The 22,513-nt window shown below is 58.4% G+C and carries 15 protein-coding genes and 5 pseudogenes; 13 read left to right on the top strand and 7 right to left on the bottom strand.

The genetic code is table 11. The features are described 5' to 3' along the window. Positions 1–18: 18 nt before the first annotated feature. Positions 19–1,129: pseudogene (locus tag J07HQW2_RS16240) on the bottom strand (restriction endonuclease); the annotation flags it as partial. Positions 1,130–1,251: 122 nt separating this feature from the next. On the opposite strand from J07HQW2_RS16240, the gene J07HQW2_RS16235 reads away from it, so the two are divergent. From J07HQW2_RS16235 to J07HQW2_RS16190, 10 genes and pseudogenes are all read left to right on the top strand, one after another. Then, on the top strand, positions 1,252–1,656 hold the full coding sequence (locus tag J07HQW2_RS16235) for a DUF6166 domain-containing protein (RefSeq protein WP_021056773.1): 405 nt from the start codon (positions 1,252–1,254) through the stop codon (positions 1,654–1,656). Positions 1,657–1,675: 19 nt separating this feature from the next. Further along, positions 1,676–1,954, top strand: a complete 279-nt coding sequence (locus tag J07HQW2_RS16230; protein ID WP_021056772.1) for a DUF7389 domain-containing protein — start codon at positions 1,676–1,678, stop codon at positions 1,952–1,954. A gap of 40 nt (positions 1,955–1,994) precedes the next feature. Beyond that, positions 1,995–2,654, top strand: coding sequence for a helix-turn-helix domain-containing protein (locus tag J07HQW2_RS16225; RefSeq protein ID WP_021056771.1), 660 nt, complete (start codon positions 1,995–1,997; stop codon positions 2,652–2,654). Between the two features lie 86 nt (positions 2,655–2,740). After that, positions 2,741–2,962 carry a DUF8129 domain-containing protein gene (locus J07HQW2_RS16220; protein WP_048075354.1) on the top strand — a complete coding sequence of 74 codons (222 nt, stop codon included), beginning with the start codon at positions 2,741–2,743 and terminating at the stop codon, positions 2,960–2,962. Positions 2,963–3,085: 123 nt separating this feature from the next. Further along, positions 3,086–4,087 (top strand): annotated as a pseudogene (locus J07HQW2_RS16215) (DUF6610 family protein). 71 nt (positions 4,088–4,158) lie between these two features. After that, positions 4,159–4,509 carry a DUF8013 domain-containing protein gene (locus J07HQW2_RS16210; RefSeq protein ID WP_021056768.1) on the top strand — a complete coding sequence of 117 codons (351 nt, stop codon included), beginning with the start codon at positions 4,159–4,161 and terminating at the stop codon, positions 4,507–4,509. A gap of 88 nt (positions 4,510–4,597) precedes the next feature. Then, positions 4,598–5,541 (top strand): annotated as a pseudogene (locus J07HQW2_RS16205) (ArdC-like ssDNA-binding domain-containing protein). 122 nt (positions 5,542–5,663) lie between these two features. Beyond that, entirely contained in the window at positions 5,664–6,494 is an 831-nt protein-coding gene (locus J07HQW2_RS16200) for a type IV toxin-antitoxin system AbiEi family antitoxin domain-containing protein (protein WP_021056765.1), read from the top strand. Between the two features lie 5 nt (positions 6,495–6,499). Beyond that, positions 6,500–7,303: a nucleotidyl transferase AbiEii/AbiGii toxin family protein gene (locus J07HQW2_RS16195; RefSeq protein WP_021056764.1), complete on the top strand. Its 804-nt coding sequence runs from the start codon at positions 6,500–6,502 to the stop codon at positions 7,301–7,303. Positions 7,304–7,450: 147 nt separating this feature from the next. After that, a pseudogene (locus J07HQW2_RS16190) lies at positions 7,451–8,279 on the top strand (hypothetical protein). A 138-nt stretch (positions 8,280–8,417) separates the two neighbouring features. Here J07HQW2_RS16190 and J07HQW2_RS16185 read toward each other — a convergent pair. Further along, positions 8,418–9,344 carry a MarR family transcriptional regulator gene (locus J07HQW2_RS16185; RefSeq protein WP_021056761.1) on the bottom strand — a complete coding sequence of 309 codons (927 nt, stop codon included), beginning with the start codon at positions 9,342–9,344 and terminating at the stop codon, positions 8,418–8,420. Positions 9,345–9,482: 138 nt separating this feature from the next. Here J07HQW2_RS16185 and J07HQW2_RS16180 point away from each other — a divergent pair, with 138 nt between their 5' ends. The 3 genes and pseudogenes from J07HQW2_RS16180 (at position 9,483) to J07HQW2_RS16175 (ending at position 13,637) form a co-directional block, all read left to right on the top strand. Then, positions 9,483–10,391, top strand: a complete 909-nt coding sequence (locus J07HQW2_RS16180) for a PD-(D/E)XK nuclease family protein (protein ID WP_021056760.1) — start codon at positions 9,483–9,485, stop codon at positions 10,389–10,391. Positions 10,392–10,556: 165 nt separating this feature from the next. Next, positions 10,557–10,784, top strand: a complete 228-nt coding sequence (locus tag J07HQW2_RS19335) for a hypothetical protein (protein WP_303704272.1) — start codon at positions 10,557–10,559, stop codon at positions 10,782–10,784. Beyond that, a pseudogene (locus tag J07HQW2_RS16175) lies at positions 10,781–13,637 on the top strand (UvrD-helicase domain-containing protein). The gene J07HQW2_RS19335 and the pseudogene J07HQW2_RS16175 overlap by 4 nt, the downstream one beginning before the upstream one ends. A gap of 325 nt (positions 13,638–13,962) precedes the next feature. Here J07HQW2_RS16175 and J07HQW2_RS16170 read toward each other — a convergent pair. From J07HQW2_RS16170 to J07HQW2_RS16155, 5 genes are all read right to left on the bottom strand, one after another. Next, complete coding sequence (locus J07HQW2_RS16170) at positions 13,963–14,838, bottom strand: DUF8172 family protein (protein WP_021056756.1); 876 nt, start codon at positions 14,836–14,838, stop codon at positions 13,963–13,965. A gap of 151 nt (positions 14,839–14,989) precedes the next feature. Then, positions 14,990–17,875, bottom strand: a complete 2,886-nt coding sequence (locus tag J07HQW2_RS19330; protein WP_303704271.1) for a hypothetical protein — start codon at positions 17,873–17,875, stop codon at positions 14,990–14,992. A gap of 2,139 nt (positions 17,876–20,014) precedes the next feature. Beyond that, complete coding sequence (locus J07HQW2_RS19325) at positions 20,015–20,953, bottom strand: sacsin N-terminal ATP-binding-like domain-containing protein (RefSeq protein WP_021056753.1); 939 nt, start codon at positions 20,951–20,953, stop codon at positions 20,015–20,017. A gap of 239 nt (positions 20,954–21,192) precedes the next feature. Next, positions 21,193–21,834, bottom strand: a complete 642-nt coding sequence (locus J07HQW2_RS16160; RefSeq protein WP_021056752.1) for a hypothetical protein — start codon at positions 21,832–21,834, stop codon at positions 21,193–21,195. Positions 21,835–21,912: 78 nt separating this feature from the next. Beyond that, entirely contained in the window at positions 21,913–22,464 is a 552-nt protein-coding gene (locus J07HQW2_RS16155; RefSeq protein ID WP_021056751.1) for a TATA-box-binding protein, read from the bottom strand. Between the last annotated feature and the right edge of the window lie 49 nt (positions 22,465–22,513).

The raw sequence follows: 22,513 nt of genomic DNA, 5'->3' as shown, positions 1-22,513 counted from the left end.
ACGCAGCACCCGCTTGTCCGTACACACCGGCTCCTGCTCAAGCCGTTCAGTCCTGCTGTGACTGTCGCAGGCGATTGCCCCGCAGTTCGGACAATACGTGTACGGCTCGTCGACGCCGCTCGTATCACAGTGGACGCACCCGCTGCGTAGTACTCGTAAGGATAGGTATACTCCTGAGTGTCGGTGGTGTGCCGAACTTCCGGGAGGTATACTGGTTCGATCGACTGGACGGAGATGTCCGAGCGGTTCGGCTCGCAGGTCTCGTTGTACGTGACGTTGTTGTCGCCGGTGTAGGTGACCGTCGTCGTGTGGTGCTGTTGGAGCCGCTCGACGGCCCACTCCTTGTACTCGGTCTGTGTCTGGCCGAACCGGTTCTCCTCGACGTCGTCGAACACCTCCGCGAACTGCTCCGAGTCGAGGTTGACCGTCGCGTGGAGGTTCTCCGTGACCAGCGTCGCGACGTCCTCGTCGACGACCTGCGGCTGCCCGCGTTCGGCGTGGGCGACGAATCGAGTCCGGTCGTTGATCCGGTGGATGACGCCCACCGACGTCTCGAAGACGGCGTTCGTGTCCGCGGTGACCGCGACTACCGGACGGAACGTCACCGCCGAATGTGGTTCTGGGAGGTCACCAACCTCGATGTTTTCGATGTCGCGGAACGCCTCTTCGACGGGCGTACCGACATCGGCCGCCGGGTCGTAGGGGCGGAGCGTTTCGTTGCAGAGAATCTCGATCCGACCGTTGTAGAGGTCGAGGCCGATCTCCCGGAGGTCCTCGCCGTCGAGCAGCTCGATGGGATGGATCATCGTTCTGCTGGAGACGCTGGGCGTACTCCTGGGCGGGATTCGTAAACCGACCGGTCGTGACGACCGCGCTTTGGACCGTCGAAGTCGAACGTCGCGATTGCCGAGTGGAGCTCCTGGACGACCGGTCGCCCCACCGTCCCCGTATGCTTGCACTCCACAATGATCGCGCGCCGGGTGCCGTCGATAACCTCCTCCATGATGACGTCCCGCCCCTCGTCGGCGGTTCGCTCGGCCTGACGGACGTTCTCGTAGCCGAGATTTCGGAAGACATCCTCTATCACGTCCTCGAACTCAAACTCTGAGAGATCGTCCAGTACAGCCATTCCGATATACCTGGACAATACGTTGCAACTGTCAAATACGTTGCCGAACGCAGCCCCGCCCTGTTTTTGAACCCCCGAGAGGGGTGCGGGGGTGATCAAACGAGCCTCCCGCGAACCAACCTATGAGTGGAATCAGCGACCCACGTTCACACGTACAGTCACGGACCTCGGCTGATCTCGACGTCATCTACGTCGGTTACCGTCGTCGAGGCCGCGCCATCGTCGAGAAGCAATCGGACCAAGAACAGCTCACGCCAGAGCGGAGTCTCGAGCTGGCGAATCACAGTCCTTCGGGCTTCGAATGTGGATATGGTGGGAGTGGGCCGGCGCAACTCGCACTCGCCCTCCTGCTCGATTACACTGACGATGAGGAGGTGGCACTGGCGGAGTACAAGGCGTTCAAGACCGAAGTGGTGAGCCAGCTAGAGTGTACAGGACCCGACAACTGCTGGCGACTCACCGGACACGAGATAGGTGCCACCCTTCGTGAGATAGGCGACGATCCAGTCGCACCGTCCATCAACTAACGATCACAGAGAGCAATCAATGTCAGAACACACCCAGCAGCCTCGTACGAGCGCAGAATCGCCGCAGAACCGTGAGCGTCAGGCACCAACCGAGTACGTCGAGCGAAGCGATGTCGGCGTCTCACTCACCGTCAAACTCACTCGCGGTACTGGCACCCGCGATCAAGACAAGATCACGGCCAAAGTGAAGGGCAAGACGCTCGAAGAAGCCCGCGAAGATATGGAAACCCTCCGCGAGTATATCCACGACCTCGCTGAGGACACTCGCCAGATCCAGCCAGCCGACCCACACGAATAGTACTTCTTTTGACTATTGCACAGAATTGTGTAGCCATAGAATGTACGAAGTGTGCGGTGAGAAGGAACTCAAGTTCATCCTCGCGCTTGACCCGGGCGATTCCATCTCAGGCGTCGCGCGGAAGATCGACGAGAACCGGGAGACGATCCGTCGCGTCGTGCATCGCCTCGAGGAGGCGGGATACGTCGCGTACGACGATGGGCTCCATCTCGTCGATCAGACGCTCCGAGACGCCGGTCTCGAGTTCCTGACGGCGTCAGCAAACATCTCGCCGCCATCCATAGCGGAGGCGTATGTCCTCCCGCAGTTCGCGGGGATGGAGTATGCATACACTGGCATCGATGCGGTCTACGTCTGGACCCGCGGTGGCTACCAAGTCGCTCGCGAGCCGGATGATTATCCGCTGTTCATCGCCGTCCACGAGCCCGACCTCGACGCCTGGACGGCGTTCTTCGATCGATTCGGAATCCCGACTGCGGAAGAACGCCTGCCCGCTGCCGACCTCAATAGTGCGATTCAGGTGGTACTCAAGCCGCGGCCACAGATTGAGGCCGAGATGGTCGACGGGCGGGCCGTTATCTCCCTCGAAGAAACCGTGGCGTTCGCAAACGAGCACTACGCCCACTTCCAGTCGGCGCTCGACATGCTCGGCCGCATGTACGACAGCGTCGACACTGACGCGAACTACCGTCCAAACTGACTTGGGATTCTGACAAGGAATGTCTTCGACCGGGAGTGGCCTGGCCGCTGTTTATTGTCGCCTTGAGGGAGCGGAGGCGAACAAAAGTGAGCAACTCGTCAAACCTATCCGTCGAATCAGACGGTCTCACACCGGAACAGCGTCTTGAACCGCCAAACACTCGACTCATCAACGCTGGTATCGCGACGATTCACGACATGGAGACGCTCCGAGCCTGCGTCGCCTACGAGAATGCTAACCAGAACCGGACGCATATTCTGCGACGCCTCGAGTGGAAGGCTAGGGAGCTCCGTGAGGACAAGGAGTAGATTCCGGTCTTAACCAACAATCCCGAGTTGTATCACTAATTGTTGGTTAATAGAATGTAGTCCCGGTTTTTCGAGCCCCTGAATGGATGCGGGGCGGCCAGCAGCGGCCTCGCAAGCCCAGTCATGTCCCTCGATCTGAGTGCAAATCCCAACACGGCTAGTGAAATCGCTGCCGCCAGACAAGCCGACGTCGTGGCCTTCCTCCATCGAGCGCCGTTCACCCTGGATGCCTATAAGATCGGATTCCTACCCGGGTTCCGAGAGGACTGTGGATACCAGCAGAGCCAGTATCAGGACTTTAATATCCCCGTCGGAATGCTCGACAACGACTTCCGGAACCCCAATCTGGATCGATTCGTCGATCGGTTCTTCGAGCACGAACCATGGGTCGGTGTCATAGGCGATGTCTACGAACGCGACGACGTCGATGACCACGTCGCCGCTGCTCGCGAGATTCAGGCCAGCTACCCCGAGGCCGAGCTCATTATCGTCCCGAAGTCACGATCGGTGATCGACGCGGTTCCCGATGACATCGTCCTCGGATATTCGCGTGGCTACGTCGACCGGTTGGCCCACGAGTTCTCCGAGCCGACCGATTGGCGCGGTCGTCACGTCCACATCCTCGGCGGGAGCCCACCCAAGCAACTCGAGGCCATCCAGCAGCTGACCCGACCGACGCTCTCTGCCGATCCACCAGCCGACATCGTGGGCGTCGACTGGAACGGACTCCATCGCGGCGCACAGTTCGGCGAGTTCTGGACGGCCGACGGCTGGGACGACAGCGGTCGCAACGCCGATCACGTCACCGTTCGGAAGACGGTGCGCCATAGTCTCGCTCGAATACGTGAGTTCTGGAAGTCCCACGGGATCTGACCCGAGACGACACCACAGGACGCGGGGTTACACATCGAGTACGGGGGGCCGAGCCCAGTCGATCTCGAGGAGGCCGCCTGCACCGAATGCGACGTAAACGTCTGGCGAACACGTCGCGGCCCTTTCGTCGCTGAATACGACACTGGCGCAGTCTGTGGATACTGCAGCTACGAGTGCTACTTCAGCCACCGTCACCGGAACAACCTGGGGGAGATCGCCGGCGAGCAGAGCGTCTACCTCCCGCCGGCGTGACTTTGCGACCTGTTTTTCGTGCCTCCAGAGAGGGCGAGGGCTCCTTCGAAAGCTCTCAGAGGTGAATTCCAGTGAGTCAACAACAGAGTCCTGACAACGTCTCGATCGACGAGATCCCTGTCGATATCGATAACACGCAATCAGCAGAGGTCGATCCCGCCGACGTCCCCGACGAAATCGAATCCATCACCCGTGGGCTCGCCGGTGAGCAGCCGCCGACGAATCCGCTGGTCGTGCTGAAAGCGGCCCGGTGGTGGTACATTCACGGCAAGGGCGGCACGGATCCCGCCTTCCAATGGGCTATCGAGTGGGCACGTCACCTTGCGACCGATACGCCCAGCGACGTCGAGCGGTTCGACGAGTTCCTCGAGTACCTCGTCACGGTCGGCTTTGGCGCGGACGAACGCCACGAGCTCCGCTGACCGACAGCTCGGTTTTTTGAACGCCCCTGAGGGGGTGCGGCGCGGTCTGAACAGACGCAGTCGCCGTGAACTCGATTCGGTGAACACAATGGCTACGACCAGTGACTCGTCGGTCTCCTTCGACCAGACCGACACGCGATCAGACGAAATGAACAGCACTATCGAACAGTGGATCGACGACCTCGTCGCCGGCGTCGACGACGCGCAGGTCAGCGCGGAGTTCCAGGAGTGGCTTGACGTCCAGAGTCGCTTCCACGACTACTCCTACCGGAACACGCTCCTCATCAAGCGGCAGTGTCCCGAGGCAACGCGGGTGGCGGGCTACCGGACGTGGCAGGAGGAGTTCGACCGCCACGTCAAGGAGGGCGAATCGGCTATCTGGATCTGGGCACCAATCATCACGAACCAGTGCCCGGAGTGCGAGAACTCGCCGAGCTACCACAAGAGCAGCAACTGTGACTACGACGAGACACCGCCTGAAGAGTGGTCGAAGGGGCTCGTTGGATTCAACCCGCACCGGTGTTTGATATCTCCCAGACCGACGGTGAGCCGCTCCCCGACCTCGACACTGAGGCGACTGGGGACGCTGGCGACCTCGTTGGTCAACTGACCGACGCCTCGGATGAGCTCGGCGTGACGGTGCAGATCATTCCAACAGACGAGTGGACCCACGGTGAGGCAAAGGGCATTTGCGAGCAGTTGAGTCTCGTCGATATGCAGCCGCGTGTCGAGATTCGGGATCGGGATCGGGAGAACGATGCTGATCTCGCCCGGACGTTGATTCACGAGTACGCGCACGCCCTGCTCCACTTCGACGTCGACGACGACACCGAAACCGAACGGTCGAAACGCGAAGTCGAGGCCGAAGCCGTCGCGTACGTCGTTGGGCGGTACTGCGGACTCGATACCAGCGGCTCGGCGTTCTACCTCGCAGTCTGGGAGTCGGACGATCCCGAGGTTGTTCGCGAGCGGCTTGGACGGATCAGTACGTCGGCGCAGGAAGTCATCGACACACTCGAAGCGAGAGAGTAACTCTTAAGCAACGTTCTTCCCCGTGATCTCCTTCCGTTGGTTAACCGGGTTGGGCCCGTCAGCGAGTGGTGGCACAACAGTCAAGTTGGTGCGGTTGTATATTCTATGTACGAAACGCAGGCATGGGCGCCATAGAACAACCGCAAAGTAATCGGCAGGGGCTCTCAACTCGGGAGAGTCGGCTCCTCTCGCGGCTTGCCGCTGAGGGCCACCAGATCATCTCGGTCGACGACATCGAGACGACCCTGGAGGTCGCTCCGAACGCCGCCCGGGAAATCGCGTCCCGACTCACGGAGAAGGGATGGCTCGACCGACTCTTTCCGGGAACATACCTCATCATCCCGCTCGCGGCCGGCGAGAAGTCTATGTACACGACCCATGAGTACCTCATCGCCGCCCACGTCGCCGATCCGATGTACATCGGCTACTACAGCGCGCTCAGCCACCACGGGCTGACTGAACAGGTTCCACGGACAGTCTACGTCGTGACACCAACCCGGGCCCAGAGCCGGGAGATTCACGGCGTGCCCTACCGCGTCACGACGGTCACCGGCCGGAAGTTCTTCGGCACGACGCCGACCTCCGTTGAGGGGACCACCATCCAAGTCAGCGATCTGGAGAAGACGCTCATCGACTGTGCGGACCATCCCGAGTTCTGTGGCGGCATCCGCGAGCTTGCGAGCGCAATGCGTGCCGCCGATGAACAAGGTTGTTCCTGGCAAACTGTCGGCGAGTATCTCGAACGCCTCGACAACGGCGCCGCGACCAAGCGGATCGTTTACCTCGCCGACCAGCTCGGCATCGACCTTCCCACCCGAGAGGCGCTCGTCGCGTCGTTCACGAGTGGCTATTCTCTGCTGGATCCCACGCGTCCCGAGACCGGATCGACAGACAGCACGTGCCGCCTCCGGGTTAACGTCGAACCAGCCACGCTGGAGCCGTCGGAGTCCTGATCGCGATGATCAGCCAAGATAGGCTCCGGGTTCTCGCTCGGGAGCTCGGCGTCCGCCAGGGGTACGCCGAGAAGAACTACGTGAACTCCTGGCTTCTCTGGGGCATCTTCACCAGCGACTACGGTGACAATCTCCTGTTCAAGGGCGGTACCGCGCTGAGCAAGCTGTATTTCCCGCGCTCGTGGCGGTACTCCGAGGACCGTGACTTCGGCGTCGCAGGCCAGTATAAGGGGTCAAAGAGCGAGTTGCGAGCGCTACTCGAGACGGTCACCAATCGCTCCGGAATCGAGTTCACAATTCGAGAGCATCACGAATCCCGGCAGGATCATTACCCAACCCACTACGTCGACATCAGTATCCAGTATCGTGCTGTCCTCGGCCATCCCAACACGACCAGCATCGACGTGATGGTCGACGAGCACGTCGCCTTCGAGCCGGTCCAGCATACCCACGCCTACGAGGACGTCCCCGAGTTCAACCTACAGGCCTACAGCGTTGAGGAGATCTTCGCGGAAAAGCTTCGCGCGATCTACCAGCGGGGGGCCGCTCGCGACTACTACGACCTCTACCAGTTGCTCGAAACCGAGTCGGTTACAATTGACTTTGCCGAGGTTCAACCCGCGTTCGAGGCAAAGTGCGAACACGATGGACTCACCGTCGATCTGTCAACGGGACTTCCGGAGGACCAGCGGGACGAGATCTGCCAGCAGTGGGAGACGACGCTCCCAGACCTCACCGGCGAACCGCCAGCGTTCGAGACGGTCTGGGAACGGTTGGACACAACAATCTCGCAGCAGAGGTCACTGTAGGTGCTAGACGCTTTTGATGGCCGACCGGGAGGAATCGAATTCGGTAGCTCGATTCTTAACCAACAGCGCGGAGGTTCAGCCGACGATGTTGGTTAAGTTTTTCTGCGCCCGCAGAGGGGCGGAGGCGCATTCTGACCTCCACGAATCATGACTGACGACTATCTCACGACGGTCCTCGAAGAAGCTGAGCACGTTGCCGAGCAGCACGACCAGATCGCTCGCACGGCAGACAACGAAGCCCACGAGTATCTTCGATACGCCGTCCTCCGCCTCCGGATACTCGAAGGGCAGACAGACCACCTCCCAACGGACTGGACACCGATCGACGGCGTCACTGTCGGCTACGGCACCGACGAAGCGATGTTCGATAGCTGTGGCTCCAGCGAGGACTGGTGGGAGACTGTCCCGCCGCAGGAGGCGTATACACGCTTCCGGGTGTTCTTCCCGGACGACCACCAGACCGTCCCACGGACCATCGTCGACGTGATGGCCGCGCTCGGTGCCTGGCGAGTATGGACTGGGAGCGCAGCCGCGTGCGGTTCCTACGACCATCGCGAGCGCCGCGAAGTCCACTACCTGTGGTCGGAAAGGCCATCCGGTCGAGGAAGTGCTCCACGAGCGGCTCAGTGGCCCTGCGGAAGCCGTCGCTCCAGACGGTGGTCGGACTGGCGACGTCCGCGACCGGCTGGTCGTCGACGACGATCCACAGCCACAGGATGACCTCGAACCACGCACGAAGCGTGCCATCGACGAAGCAATGGACGTCTCGCTCCTCACGAAAGGTGGTCGCTACGAGGTCCAGTCCGCATCCGGTAATCGATACGAAATCGACGTCGTCGACGAGTCGTGCACCTGTCCCGACTGGCAGCAGCGCTCACCTGAGGGTAGCTGCAAGCATCTACGTCGCGTCGACCACGAGATCAAACGAGGCCGCGTTCCCCGACCAGACGGCCGCCTTCCCTCCCCGCAGTCGTGACCGGACTACTCCACAGGACGGACTGTGTCGCCATCTCGACAAACCCGGTCAAGCGTTGGTAGCCCATAAGTGGGGCTAAGAGCCCATCCCCGATTCGCTGGAACACGTCCTCGATGTAATCGCGTCCAAAGGTTGGCCTCATTGGGGGAGGTCCACCTCGTAATCAGCTGCCAGCTCCTGGAACTCAGACCACTCGGGGAGAAGGCCGTCCTGGATCTCGCCGTGTGTCTCAAGATACTGGAGTAGGGCATCAATCTCGTCATCGAGTCCGTACTTCACCGCTTGCTCGCGAAGGTCGTCTTCGTCGACGTCGACGTGGCTGAGCAGGAGGAGACAGTACGAGCGGTGGCGGCTGCCGTTGTCGATTAGCAGCGTGTGACAGCAGAGCTCCGCCGGCGAGACTTCGTCAAGAGTCTCGGAGTAGAGGTAGTAGCGGTGGTCAGTGAGCAGGAACTGGAGGTCGAACGCGGCGAAACGAGCTAGCCCGGTTTCGTGGAACCCTTCTGCGTCGATCTCCGTCTCGGCTTGGGCGAGGAATTCGTCGTAGTCCTCCCAGAGAATCGTTCCCTTCGAGGCGACAACTTCGAGCCGTTGTCGATGGAGATGATGTGCGAGTTCACGGGCAAACTCGTGCATGCGGTTGAAGTCGGCGTTGAAGTCATAGTGACCGTCGTCCGTCCCGACGAGGCCGCGGTCGCGGATTCGCTTGAGGACACGGTTGACCGTGTTACGGTAGTTGTTGCTCCGGTCGGCGATCTCGGCGACGGTTCGCGGCTGGTCGAGATAGTAGAGCACCTCAAGGGCCTTACCGGTCAACAGCTCGGGGAACTCGATGTGGGAGTGCTGGCGGACGAGGTCTTGATAGAGTTCGACGGCGCGAGCATCCGACGGGACGACCCGTTTTCGGCGACCGTCGCGTTCCGTGTAGACGAGCCCCTTGTCGACGAGGTCGGCGACGGCACGAGAGAGGTAGCTCTCGCTGTGGTCGAGCTTCATCGCGAGCTCGGAGATCGTGTCGCCACGGTCGACTGTGGAGAGGACCTCAAGCTCAATACGCCGGAGCACGGTGTAACATATTACGAAACCGATTTATAAATTAGTTGCTCATGATGTTACAGAGGACGAGGTCAGCGAGTCCACGAACCTGCTTAACCAACAGAACTATCGATCGGCGAGTTTTGTTGGTTAACACGAAGAGAGTCGATGTTCTACGAACCACCCTCCCCACCAGCAAACCTCCCGACGGAGATCGTCGACGCCCTCAACGAAGCCACACCGGAGCATCTTCGGGACGCTGCCAGCTACGCCGAGGCGTTGACCGAACACAAGGAGCGTGAAGCTCGTCTCGAGGAGGAAGCGGACGACACTGACGTCAACTCACCCCGCGATTACTTCTTCAGCCGACTCGTCGACAACCCGGACAAGGACCACTTCAGAGAAGGGAACCTGTTCCACGACTTCGCAGAGTTCTACGTCTCACATCCGGACGCCATCACGACGGACACACTCGATGAGGTCGCCGCAGTCATTCTCGACGAGGTCGACCAGTTCCTCCGAGGCGTCGATCGGGAGGTCCGACTCACCAAGTACCGCGTCGGCCTTCAGACCATCGTCGAGTTCCTCGATGCAAACCCGCCGCAGAGTGATGGCTTGACGACGCCGGACAGTGGCTGGGGAGAGAATTTCTTTGCAGAGTATTACGACTGCCCCATCGATGCGTCGCACACTGAGCGCTGGTTCAAGAACACCGACCTCGGATTGAAGGGGAAAATCGACCTCGTTCATACCCCTGGCCGACTCCTCGACTACAAGAGTGGTACAAAGAGGTCGGCATACTCCATCGTCAAACACTCGGCGCTCGACCCACCGAGCGACAAACCGAACTTTCAAGTACTCCTCTATCTCGCACATCAGCGAACCGAGCGCCCGGACGAGGAACTGCGATTCACGTTCTTCCACTTCCTCGAAACGCTCGACGATGTGGTGACGGGGAATGGGTCCCTTGGAGGACTGCCTTACGACGGTGACGTATTATCCCGTTACGTACAACGGATACATCGCGAGGCGAGACACCTTCACCGAACTGCAGGAAGACGCCGCGAACGACTGTAACAAGACCTTCTCCAAGGTGGAGTACGAAGAGTACTCGGAGTTCTTGGACGCACACGAGTTCCCGGAGACGAGAGACAAGAGTGAACTCTTGGACTCTATGTTTGCTCGCCTATTGACGGAACAGATGAAGGAAAGGAAAAGGAGAGTGTTGGAGACTACAAGTACGTGAAGAAGGGCTGTAAGCAGGCACTGAGACACTTGCTCCGTATTCGCAACCAGAACTATTTCACTGGCGACGTGGACGCATTCGAGCAGTTCGTTCGAGAGCGCCTTTCGGAACTGAACACTCGCCGTGCGGGTGACGAGCGCTTCCCAGTTCAGGGGCTCGGTGGCGATCCCAACTATCGGTACGTAGACAACCGAGATTGCATCCTAGAGAGTGAGTCGCGATGACCGCACCAAACGACCAACAGCAAGATCAGATCTGATCGACAGCAAACAGGGAATCCACGTCGTCGACGCCGGCGCAGGGACTGTGAAGACGTCCACCGTCACCCGTCGCTACGCCGAAATAGTCGACCAAGACGACGTCGAACCCGAGGACGTTCTCCTCGTGACGTTCACCAACAACGCGGCGACAGAGATGAAGGACCGAATCGTCGCCCACTGTGACTACGGGATGCGTGAACTCTCGGACGCACCGATCCAGACGTTCCACAGCCTCTGTCACGACATCCTTATGAAACACGGCTTCAAGGCACCGACGCTCCTCGGCATCGACGACCGCATCACGGGGTCCACACGTGTCCTCGAAAATGAAAACGTCGAGAAGGCGCAATTCCGCGAGTTCATCCGTCGATTCAGCGACGACCATCCCGAGTACGACGACTTCTTCCGTGCCGTCGAGGAGCCAGCCGAACTCCTCGGTTTGATTAATCAGTTCGCGGCGAAAGGTGTCTTCCCGACGGCTGATAGCTGGTACCGGAACGGCGAGTGGCATCTGAACGGCGACTTCGACGCATTTCGAGAGATCTTCGACGAGCTGAATCACCCCCGAAACGACGGGAACAAGCAGTCGAAGCTTCGCTCGAAACTCGGGGGCTACGGGAACGACAAGTGCTACCTCCCAGATGCGCCCGAGGAGGACGAGATCCGTGGCGGATGGGGTGAGAAGCAAGTTCCCGCTACCGTCGCGCGACTGGCGTTTGACGAACAGCGAGAGGGCCTCAAGAACTTCGTCCACGACGTCTATCACGAGTACCTGCAGTTCGCGCTCAGTCGGAACTACCTCAACTTCAGCTTCCTCCAACTGTTCGCGTTTGTGCTGCTCTGTGACGACCACCGACTCCGCGACGACGTCGCGTTCGAGTACGTGATGATCGACGAGTTCCAGGACTCCAGTGAGATCCAGTTCAAACTCGCACTCCTGCTCGCGGATACGAACAACGTCTGTGTCGTCGGTGACTGGAAACAGAGCATCTACTCCTTCCAATACGCTGCCGTCGAGACCATCACCGAGTTTGAGTCTCGACTGGACCGGTTCGTCGACGAACTCAACGAGGACCACGAGCGAGTGTCGTGGGCGACACGCCCGATCATCGATATCGAACTCGTCGAGAACTACCGATCGACGCAGGCCATCCTTGACTTCTCCGAGCACAGTTTGGTCACGCCCGTTTCGAGCAAGGACAACGTCGACGAGGGGGCCGTCCGAGACCGTCTCGTGTCGCTCTCTTCGAACGCCGCGCACGAGAACTCTCAGATAGAGGCAATTCAACACGAAGACGAACACGAGGCCGTTCTGACCAAGATCCAAGAGGTCGTCGGGAACGACGCGTATCAGGTCGAAGAGGACGACGAACTCCGTCTCCCAGAGTACAGTGACATTGCCGTCCTCACCCGGACTCGTGACTTCGGCCGGGAACTCCTCTCTGTCGCCGAGGAGTACGGGTTGCCGATGGCGTACGAGGGCGGCATCGAGTTGTTCCGGTCCGACCCGGCGAAGCTTCTGTTGGCGTGGTTGCGGATTCTCGAATCAGACGCCGAGCGAGGATGGGTGGTCGTCCTCGAGGAAGCGGGCTACACGCTCGATGAGGTCAAACACATCCTCGATACCGAGGCGTACCCCGCCAATATGCAGACGTTCAAATCGGAGCTTGGAACACTGGAGACGGTCGGTGGGGTTGCCCAACGCGTGTTCTCCCAGTACGACTACGACGGGGCCTACGCCGACGTGCTGCTGACGACGATTCAGTCCGTTCACAGCGCGACGACATTGACACGAGGTGACCTCATCCGATTCATCGAACGGGGCATCGAGGACGGAAGCACTCACGAGGTCCACGCGAGTGCTGGGATGAATTCGGTGACGGTCCAGACCATCCACGCGGCAAAGGGACTCGAACACCCCATCGTCGTGCTCGCGAACATGAACTCACACCATCCGGCGGGAACAGTAACGCGATCACGTTCACCGATCCAATCGGGCTACGCCAGCGGAAGGTCTACGCCGACGACCACAGGTATCCCCACATTCACGACAACTGGCGGAGTGACGTCCTCCGGAAGTGCCTGCCGCGTGGATACGATGAGGAACGACGCTTGCTCTACGTCGCGATGACGCGGGCTGAGAGCCACCTCGTGTTCGCTGCAGGCGAGAGCCCAAACACGTTCATCGAAGAGCTTCCGGTCGACCTCGAGGAACTAGAACCCAACGTTCAGGAAGACGACATCAGCGAGACGACGCAGGCGCACCTGCAGATTGCTGTGCCGACGCCGGACGGTCCGGTCGGACACTCGCCGCACACGCTCATGCGCGACGACGTGTTCGAGGACGTCGACGACGGGAGAGGGACAGTGTTCGGAACGCAGACCCACGAGTTCGCTGAGCGGTACGTGCTGGAGGGGGACGTCGAACCCTCGAACGATGACGAACGTCACATCAATTCGTTCATAGACTCGCTCGATGGTGAGCTTCGAGTTGAGGAGGATGCGTATCTGCCACTCACTGTCGACGGCGAGCAGGTCACCATCTCTGGAATCATCGACCTCGTTCACATTCGCCCCGATACTGTCGAGATCATCGACTTCAAGACTGACCTCGGGCGGCACGCCGAGGATGAGTATCGGAAGCAACTCAGCGTGTACTATCACGTGCTGAATGACTGGTTCTCTAGTCGAGAGGTGACCGCAGGGATCTTCTATACTGCACAAGAGGTCCGTGTTGATATTGATCCGCTCTCGAAAGCGGACCTAGTCGCGCTGATTGGTCAAGATCAGCGTTCGGAAGCCAGCGTTATCGAGTAGTCTTACCGCAAATCCAGATATCCCCTAAACAACGTCTTCGAACATGGTTGGACTTTGTTCGGGGACAAATTGTTCGACGGCAACGGATTCTTCAGAGCAGGGAAGAACATCTGCGCATTCAGCACTGATCGAGGTCAACTGAGGCTGTTTGATACTCGTCTGGAGCCATGCAAGCGTTTATACGGTAGAAGAGACAAGATTAGGTTGACCAATGAGTCTTGATGAGGCGGTTGACGAAGCGCTCGCGGCGTACAATATGTCTCGCAGCCAAGAGGCCGAAGAAACGGGCCGAACAGTCGCCACACTCCAAGACTAACAGAACTCCTTAGTCGAGATTCCGAATCTTTTCAGCGAACTCTGCTTTCGATAGCCCCGGTGTTTCCTTCAGGTCTGGATACCCTGCGCGTTCGACGGCCTCCTCGACGAACTCGATCCAGAGGTCTTCGTGCTGCTCCGCATAGATGATCTTCGCCTCACTCGGGTACATATCCAGCTCGTATGCAGTCAAGTCGATTTCGACCGCGTGTTTCCGCTCAAGTGTTCTCGCGCCGAAGCGGTACAGGTGTTTGAAGAGGACGTTCTTCCGTCGAACGGTCAACAGCCGCTTCGATTCGTTAATGTACTCATTAACCCACTGCCGCCAGTCGTACGTCTCTGGATCGACTTCTATAGACGTTTCCGGCATGGAGAAATTCGGATTCAGACGCCGGAGATAGAACTGGATCAGTGCGACAGCCGTCCGGTGGTTGGCGTTCGGGAGTGCGTGTTTCAGAATCAGGTTCGAGGCGAGTCGGCCTGCAACGTCTGTCGCTGACCCTTCCCACGACGTCCGATCAAGCACGTCTGGCAGCGCGTCGACGTCGATCTTCTTGTATGCCTCGACAGGAACGCCTTCTTCTTCCTCGTTCTGAGCGATGAGGGCGCGGTAGATCTCGAGCAGCCGAACGACGATGGTGCTGTTGTCCTCGCTCATCTTCGCGAGTGACTCATTCAGATTGAAATCGATCTCACGAACAGGCCCACCGCCGACGCGGGACGTATAGACGACGTAGAATTCTTCGTCGATATCGTATGTTTGGACCTTCACTGCGACGTCGTCATCGTAACCGACGATCTGCGAGACGATTTCACCAGGGTCCGGATGGACGAAGTCAAGAGAGAATTGCTTGTCACCGGGATGGTGGTAGTAGACGTGGCCCATCTGGTATGCTATACTCTATCGTCAGTACTTATTAACCCAGTTTGTTGAACAGAGGTTTATATGTAAAGCGTTGTGCTGGCGATTGTGTTCTGCGCGATTTCGGAGGCACATTCTCCTCAATCTATTCGCAACCAGACAATAATGGGGAGAGTCACTGATCTATACTCATATTCATGTAGCCGCCTTTAACGACTTCCTCGAAGGGATCTCCACGAACTAGGGATTCAGCGTCAGCGTCCGACACATCTTCGAGTACTATCTCAGAGACGAACCGCGTCTCTGACGCCCAGTTGGGTGTCCCTGGCTCAGGAACGTGGACGAGCCGAATCACGTATGACCGATCTCCTCGGAGGAATGCCTTGCAGCGACGGTATTCGTTGGTCGTTAGTCGGAAGTGGAATGGTGGGGAACGGCCTCCGACTGCTTTCACCTCGACGGGAACGAATTGGTTAATATCGAATTCTCGCCGTGGACCTGATAATGGACCGAATGGGTCGATTACGTCGAACCCGGGGCCCTGTTCAAGCGTGACGTTACAGAGTCTGACCAGTGGATGATCCCGGAGCCGCCCATCTCCAAGGTGATCACGCCAGTCCACGATGGACTCCCGCGTTAACCCACCACCCGACAAAAGCGGCAGTAATTCCTGGTCCCAGACTCGGTCGAGATGCCAGTTGTGATCGCCGTTTTGCTGATCGTCGTGCAGCGCACGGAACGTCGAGCAGACCGTCCGAATCATTCCGATGGGCTGGTCGTCAAGCCAGGCCGCAGCATCATCCAGAATCGCGACGAGCGTTGCAGCCTCACCTTGCTGACCGCGACCACGATACTGCGTACTTCCACCACCACCACCACCGCCACTGCCAGTCGTCCGCGTCGATGCGTTTTGTACCTCGAACCCTGCATCGAGAAGGCTCTCGGTCGAGAATTTCTGTCCACTCATGGCCGCAGACTGGAGGTCAGCAAGTGCGCCGTCCTGGTGGTCGGCAGCGGAGACCGTCGCTTCATCTTCCGGTAACTCTCCCTCCAGAATATACCGTCGCAACATTGTCTCCAGATTCGCTGTTTCGCTCGCGATAGCTCCGAAAAGTCCCTCGAGGAAGGGAGTGACGACCTGCGACCGGAACCGATCTTCGGGGGAATAGTAGAATAACAGCTCGCCGTCTGCGTCCTCATTCTGTAACCGGTCAGGGAGTCGGTCCACCCACTCAACGTGTGACTCCGTCGATAAGGCGCGAAGCCGCGACCGCCACACATCGATGTCGTTGAGCTCCGTCGTCTCCGTCCGGTCCCAGACGTTCATCACAGCGAGCACACGGCCGTAGGCGGACCGAACTGACTGTGGGAAACACGCTGTCGCGTCGAGGGCTCTCGCGTTCTTCGCCAGCCAGTCAATCACATCCGATTCGCGGCGGCTTTCGGACTCCAAGATTATCTCCCGCCACGGTCGCCGATCCTCGCCAAAGAGCCGATCGAGAACGAATCTAAGCTCTTGAGGAAGACTATCCCGAACGTCGCAAACGAACGCTCCCTGGGCCGATGTCTCATCTAGAGTAGTGGCTTCATCGCCGCACAAGGCCCGCTTGAAGTCTTGGACAGCGATGTCCTCCTCGCGCTCGATTGCTTCAACGACTTCGTCGACGGTCGGAGCGATCGTGCCGTCGAAACGCTCAATCAAGGTGACAACAGCGTCAAGCCGTTGCCGGAGATCTCGACGTCGTCTCGTACCCAGTATTCGTGCGACGTCGTCGACGGGGAAGGTTCGCCGCTGCCATCGCTTCGTGAGTTCTGCTGGTGAGAGATCACCGTCGAGTGCCTCTCGGAACGTCGCGATCGTCGTCGGTTGTTCGGCAAGCAGCGAGACAGCGTTCGCGAGCCCGTCGAGGGTAAGTCCGTCGTCGAAGGCTGCTGAATTGAACACGAAGGCTTCCTCACCGCTTCGAGGTGCATAGAGGCCCGATTTCGGGGCGTCGAGATCGTCTTCGATTACCTCGGGAAACTGTTCAGCTACTCGCAGCTCCGCGATTGCAGCGTCTAAATCATCTGCAAATTCGCGGATTCGATCCTCACTCCGCTGTTCGAGTGATGCAACGAGGAGCACCATCCGATCACGGAGCGCCGAACGGAACTCTGCGACTGACTCGTCCGTGAATGTCAGCTCGTCCGCTTCGAAGATTGGCTTCGATGCGTCAACCCGCGCAATCCCGAGAGCGTTGGTGAGCCGGGTAAACGGCCCTGACGCAGTTCGGGGAAGGAGCCAGTGACCTCCCTGCTCAACGGCACGGCGCTCCCACGGCTTCGGTGACTGATCCTCGTAGTAGCGACCCTTGTCGGCGTTCTCTGCCAACCACTCTAGCGACGCGACTTGCCACTCACCGCTACGCTTAATCGGGAGGTGAGACAGGAACGGCAAGTCGACATCTTCCGCTGCTGGGTCCTCTGCAGGCAGCTGGCGTAGAATCGGTTCCAGGAGCGCCGTATAAGCCGCGTTCCAATCATTATCTCGGTCGTCAGGGATATCGAGAGCGACCGGTTCCTCGTTTGGGCCGTCGACGGCGAGGACTTCGAGGAGCCGGTGCAGGTGCCACGCAGCTTCAGTAGCATCGAACGAATTGACTGCTTTCACTCCCAGCTTTCGGAGCAGTTCTTCAGAGAGATCGAGATCATCCGGATCGATGTGCGGGAAGAGTCGCGAGGCTCTAGCCCCACGCGACCCAGTCTTTACGACTGTATAGGCAAATCGTGCAGCGTCATCTCCCCAGCGGTCTTGGAGTTCTGGATTCGTTGTGACGGTCGCGTCCCAGACTTCCAGTTGGCGAAGCTGCCAGTTCAGAAGCGTCGGAACTGACTTCGACCATCCGTAGCCGTCACGCTGATGACCATGCGAGCAGGTCCATCCCGTCTCAAGTATCGACTTGGTGATGGCCTTCGTACCGGTGAAGGAGTTCGAGGAGATTCTCTTCGCCGAGCTGCTGAACTGCGTCGAGGTCGTCGAACCAGATCCACGTCGCAAGGAAGACGTCTCTGAGGACGCCATCTGTCTTGACGTTACATTTGTTCGAGTGCTCGGCAGTCGTCTGCGGATGTCTTCCTGGCGCCGTGATCCACTGTTGATAGACATTTCCTGCGTCTGCTAGAGAGCGCTGGAGTGCGCCAGCACTCTCCGGGACGCCGTCACCCGCCAGAAAGTCGCCTGCAGACCACTCGATGGGATCCCAGGATGCGTCACCTCGAGTTCGTGGATGTCCGGATCCATACATCCACACCGTCCGGATATCGGGAAGCACTGAGACACCGAACAACGAGAGTGTTTTCGCGATTCGCTCGTGAGCGTCGTCAGTCTCAAGCGCACCGGCAATCGGAACCCACGCCTCTTCAGTCGGCGCTGGCCATGTCGCACTTGCATTCCCATCGAACGTGTCCCAGTCTTCAGTCGCATCCTCTCCGTGGGCTAGCGCCCGGATACGCTGCCAATCATCGTCGAGTATCGTTTCCCGGATGGTATGGGTGCCTCCCTCTCGCGGGAGGGTGAGGCGATTATTCCGGAGATTCAGGCGTCGGCGGAGGTTTTGACGCTGGTCACCATCTGATCGTGCAACCGCGGATTTCACGTATTCAGTCGGAACAAACGAACCTTCGTCTGTCTGAAGGTCCGTCGACTCACTCCCGAGTTTGTTGATCTGTTTCGCGAGGAAGTAGAAGTCCAGCGCCTTCACACGCGCCGAGTCGTCCATCGCGAATGTATCTAAGAGTTCCCGGAAGTAGCTCGGCGTGCCATCGTAGACACGGACTCCCCACGGTCGACCAGCGAGGTCTAGAACGCGACGGGCCCGTTCGTTCTGTTCGACCTCTCGATCCAAAAAGTAGACGCGGAAACTCGACTTCTCACGCGGTACTTCAGGTGGTTGGGTATCTCGTTCCGGTGAGTTAACGTCCCAGATGACTGACCGTGTGCGGCTCGTCCCACGCTCGTTCGGATTTGGCCCCGATCGTGCCTCGATGGGAACGAGGAGGGTACTATCCGCCGCATCACTCTCAGAGCGTGTTTCTTCGGCATCGTCACCGACTACCCCGTTTTCGCTCGTGCGACGGCAGGGGAGGAGGTATACCCCCTCCAGGTGCGAGGAGAGCATGTCGAGCGTTGCTGACAGCTCATCATCGTTCGAGCCAGAGCGGAGTATCGTCTCGATAGTACCGACAAATAGTGCCCGCGCAGTACCGGAGTCGCAGACGAGATGTGACGTATCCTGACCGACCATCTGCCGGTCGAGGTGGCTGCCAAGGATCGCGCCCCATGAGCGGGCAATCTCGGTTGAGAACTGTTCTGCATCGTCAATCCAGAGGAGCGTCTCGATTCTCTCCTCCCATGTGGCCGGGACGGAACGACAACCTTCGAGTGTTTTCCTCGTTGGGAAGTGACGGTCGACGACAGCGTCGGATACTGATTCATCAAGCGAGTCGGTCACATCGAACAGTGCGAGGAAGCCATCGCGCACGGTGTCGTCCCAGTGCAGAAGCGACTCACCGGGGACAACAGGTGTCGAGATCCCGTCTTCATCGCTAACTGTGGGAATGCACGGCCGCTCACGGAGTTCCTCATAGACTGCGGCACGGAACCACGTGAGCAAGCTCGCCTGTGAACTCGGGTCGTCCGGGTAGCTCTTCGGTGGTGGCGGGAGGAGAATCCACGGATAGCGGTCGCCAAAGTTGCTCCCGCCTGCTGCCTCGGCTACTCGAGCCACAAGCTCCACTCCTCGTTCGAGGACTGCCTGATTCTCATTGAGGCTGTTGAGACTGAGATCCTTCCGATTCGTCTCGACTGTGAAGTGCCCATGGAGACAGAACGGGAGTGAAACGTCCCGTGTATTCTCGATCGGATAGTAGAGGTACAGTGGATATTCCTGTGGCAGCTCTCGTTCGGTTCTCGTCTGCGGAACGAGCAACTGCGTGGGTGCGTCGTCGTCAGCAAACCCGAACTGGTCAAACTGCTCGTCCGCGAATGATGCGTCCGTTCCTTCGACAGCCACCGTAACTGTCTCATGACGCACTGTCTCGCTATCGAGTGGCCCAGGGGTACGGTCGACATCCCACCGCTCCCGGCTTGGTTGCTCCGTGCTGTCGACGCGTTCGAGCAACAATGACTCGATCCCGCCAAATTGGATGAGCGTTTCGGGTGTCAGCGTTTCACTCGTCGCGTCTTCGCCGTCAGCCTCCTTCGAGAGATACGACCAGCACTGCCTCTGTCAGACGATTCAGGTAGTGGAATATCGAACGCCTCGAGGAGGTCGCGCCACTCCGTGTCCTCGTACTCAACGAAAACAGCCGTGCGGAAGGGGTCACCGTACCATTCGTCGACATCGCCCGTGAGGAGCGCCGATGCCCGGTCGGCAACGGGGTCGTCTGTCCCTGAAGCTGTCGTCAGTGGAACCGGAAAATCGAATAGCGGGAGCTTGCCGATGTCCTCCCGAGCGTCTTGGGTCAGCTCCTCGGTTCGCTGATCAGCATTCGAAGCCGTGGTGAGTGACTGGATCGCTTCGTTCGAGACAGCACCACGAAGATCGAACCCAGTCGTATCGTACCCTAACGACGAGAGCAACGCAGCAGTGACGTACGACCGACTGAGCCTGACGCGAAGCGTTTCATTTGTGGCACTCTCGTGGCGAGTCCAGATCTCGAATGCATCCCCAGTAGCGAGTATTGACTTCAACCCAACCCCCTTGTGTCCGATTTCTTGGTCGCTGTTCCCTTTCGAGGATTCACCGATCATCGTGACGGCGTCCTCGACATCCGGGTCGAACATATCGAAGGGGTGGCCGGTGTTCGCGACGAGAACGCCTTCGTCGTATACTCCAACGTAGACGCGGCCACCATCAGTGTCTCCAGGGATTGCGTCACGGGCGTTCTGAAGGAGTTCAAGGATTTCTCGCCCTTCGTGACCGCCGGCGATTGCTCGCTCTGCGTTCCCACTTTTCACTTTATCTCGGAGGCGTTCAGAAACAGTGGCTGAGGACGACGCCGCAGAAAAGTCATCGAGGAAATGGTCCCAACGATCGCTCCACCGTTCGAAGAGTTCTGCTTCCGAAAGGTGGTCAACAACCGCCGACTGACTTGCCATGCTATCGACAGATGCGTAATTCGTTAATAAATGCCAGGGAGGTGTTGTCGATTACTGTATGGTTGGGGTGTTGATCCTCCTCGAGGGAGGAGTACACGGGTCAGACAGCTGCGAACTCCAGTGGTGCGGCCTGAAGATTTTTCACAATGATCTATTTTGGTCGAATCCGTGAAGATCCCAGACTTACCGTTGACATTGCGGTTCCGCTTGCCAGTTCGGGTAGATCCGCTTGTATTCTCTTACTCGTCCACTGCCACCTGTGTATCCACTCTGAGTACCAAACTCTGGAACTCAGAGTTTGATGAGACATTAATATCCTCACGATACTCATAGTCAGTCCATTCAGCGACGTACTGGCCGACCAAGTTGATCGGCGCTTCCTCACCGCTCTTCGACATCCAGTCTCGCTGCTCTCGCCAATTCAATTCTCCTTCACCAAATTCGCGCCCTTCGTGGATCCGAAACTCGTCATAAAGGGCTTGACCAGCTGGTGAAGTCCAATAGTTCGAATCATTTGTTAGGAGAACCGCATACCCGTATCTTCCTTGGTCGGCAACAATCTGCTCTACACGGTTGATATCGCGAAGAAAGCGGTAGTGAGCCCGGTCGTGTGCACCTTGTGTTTTCAACTGGAAGGTTTCCTCAAAAACGGCGTCTTTGACGGTCGCCTGTTTCGTTTTGTATTTCAGCTCGATAGGAATTGTGACATCTCCTCGTCGTACTCCGATGTCGACTCTGACACCCGGCTCTGGGTTCCATTCTAGTCGAACTCGTTCATTACCATACATCTGGGCGAGCTCAGCTCCGAGAGCCAGCTTGAGATGATCCTCAGAGTGGAAGACTTGTCCAAGCTGACTCAAAGCCCACTCGACGTCAACCATACTTTGCTATGCCTGTCCACCAGTGATAATTCCAACCCACGACAGAGCACCTCTCAGGTTGTCCCCAGTCGCCCCTTCTCAAATGAGTTCTAGGTCTTCTAACTCCGATTGAAGCGATTGGAACGCCTGATTGTCTTCTTCCTCGCTTCGCCCACCTGTGATTACCACTTTACCGCTGGCAAACACAAGGAGAACACAACGGGTACCTGATGGTCGGTAAACCAAGCCTGGGAACTGCTCTGGTTCATATTCTGTTCGTTCCAAGCCGAGTCCGATCGTCAATGTATTGAGATCGATTTCGTGATGGAGGTTACCGACGCTGACGACGTTTTTCACCTCTAGAGTTGGCTCGTCAACCGATATTCCGAGTCCGGCGATGAAGTCGAGAAATTCTGCATTCACCTGGTGCATCCTCTCGAATTCGTCTCCTCCCCGGAGGATGTACTTCCCGGATGTGTAGAGAATAATCAACTCGCCATCTTCCTCGAACCGAAAGAAAGCCGCATTGTATTCAGGATCGAAGTTAGCCACGGGGAGCTCGGCATCTTCAACTACTTGTTCGATATCGACTTCGACCCCGAGTGTACCCAACGCTGCAATATTGACGACATCTACCTCAGATTCGGTCATTTATTACTTGAGATTGTAAACACGGTAATGAATGGCTCAGGATTGCTCT

The sequence above is a fragment of the Haloquadratum walsbyi J07HQW2 genome, from assembly GCF_000415985.1.
GTDB classification, from domain to species: domain Archaea; phylum Halobacteriota; class Halobacteria; order Halobacteriales; family Haloferacaceae; genus Haloquadratum; species Haloquadratum walsbyi_B.
Note: the sequence above shows the minus strand (reverse complement) of the source record. Positions and strands in the feature narration are given on the sequence as shown.